The sequence below is a fragment of the Mycobacterium sp. genome (genome assembly GCF_008709575.1).
GTDB lineage: Bacteria > Actinomycetota > Actinomycetes > Mycobacteriales > Mycobacteriaceae > Mycobacterium.
In genome coordinates this window covers 1-613 of record NZ_VYIK01000459.1, presented here as the reverse complement: position 1 = coordinate 613, position 613 = coordinate 1, and the positions used below count along the sequence as shown (strand labels likewise).

1 protein-coding gene is annotated in these 613 nt (G+C 64.3%); it reads right to left on the bottom strand.

Features of this window, described 5'->3' with window-relative positions; translation table 11 throughout:
• Nucleotides 1–240: 240 nt before the first annotated feature.
• The coding region (locus tag F6Q13_RS19585) for a phosphoenolpyruvate carboxykinase domain-containing protein (protein WP_293060040.1) at nt 241–613 on the bottom strand (373 nt) is incomplete at its 5' end.

Sequence of the window (613 nt, the reverse complement as noted above, 5' to 3'; positions counted from 1 at the left end):
CGGTTGAACAGCACGCCGGCCGCCTCGCCCGCGCCCATGCCTTGCGCGGAGCCGATGGGGGGTCGACCCCAGCACGAACGACGATCAGGTACAGATTCGCCGAATCTCAACCCGTATCGCAGATGGCCGAGTCCCCGCTGGGGACCATATGCCCCTGCTCGCCGGTGATATCAGCATTGATTGCCACAGCTGCGCGGCGCCACGCAGAAAGATGGCGGATGACCTCGCTGATGATGGTGCTTACCGGGTTTCTCCGCGGCGGGCGTAGTACTCCTCGGCGTCGCGCCGGGCAGCGGCCAGTCGTTGCTTGAGGTCCCCGAGTTCCTGACGCAGGGCATCGGGAAGTTTGTTCCCGCCGATGCTCGCATACCACTCGTCGATCGATTCGATCTCCTTCGTCCACTCGGCGAGATCGACCTGCAGTGCGGCACGAATTTTCGTGTCGTCGTAGGCGACGCGGTCCAGACCGTCGAGATCGAGGTCATCGAAGTACGGGACATCGCCGATCGGCGTCCTGAGCGCATCGATCGTGCCCTCGATGCGCTGCAGCGCCCATTTGAGGACACGGGAGTTTTCACCGAAGCCGGGCCACAGGAACGTGCCGTCGTCGCCG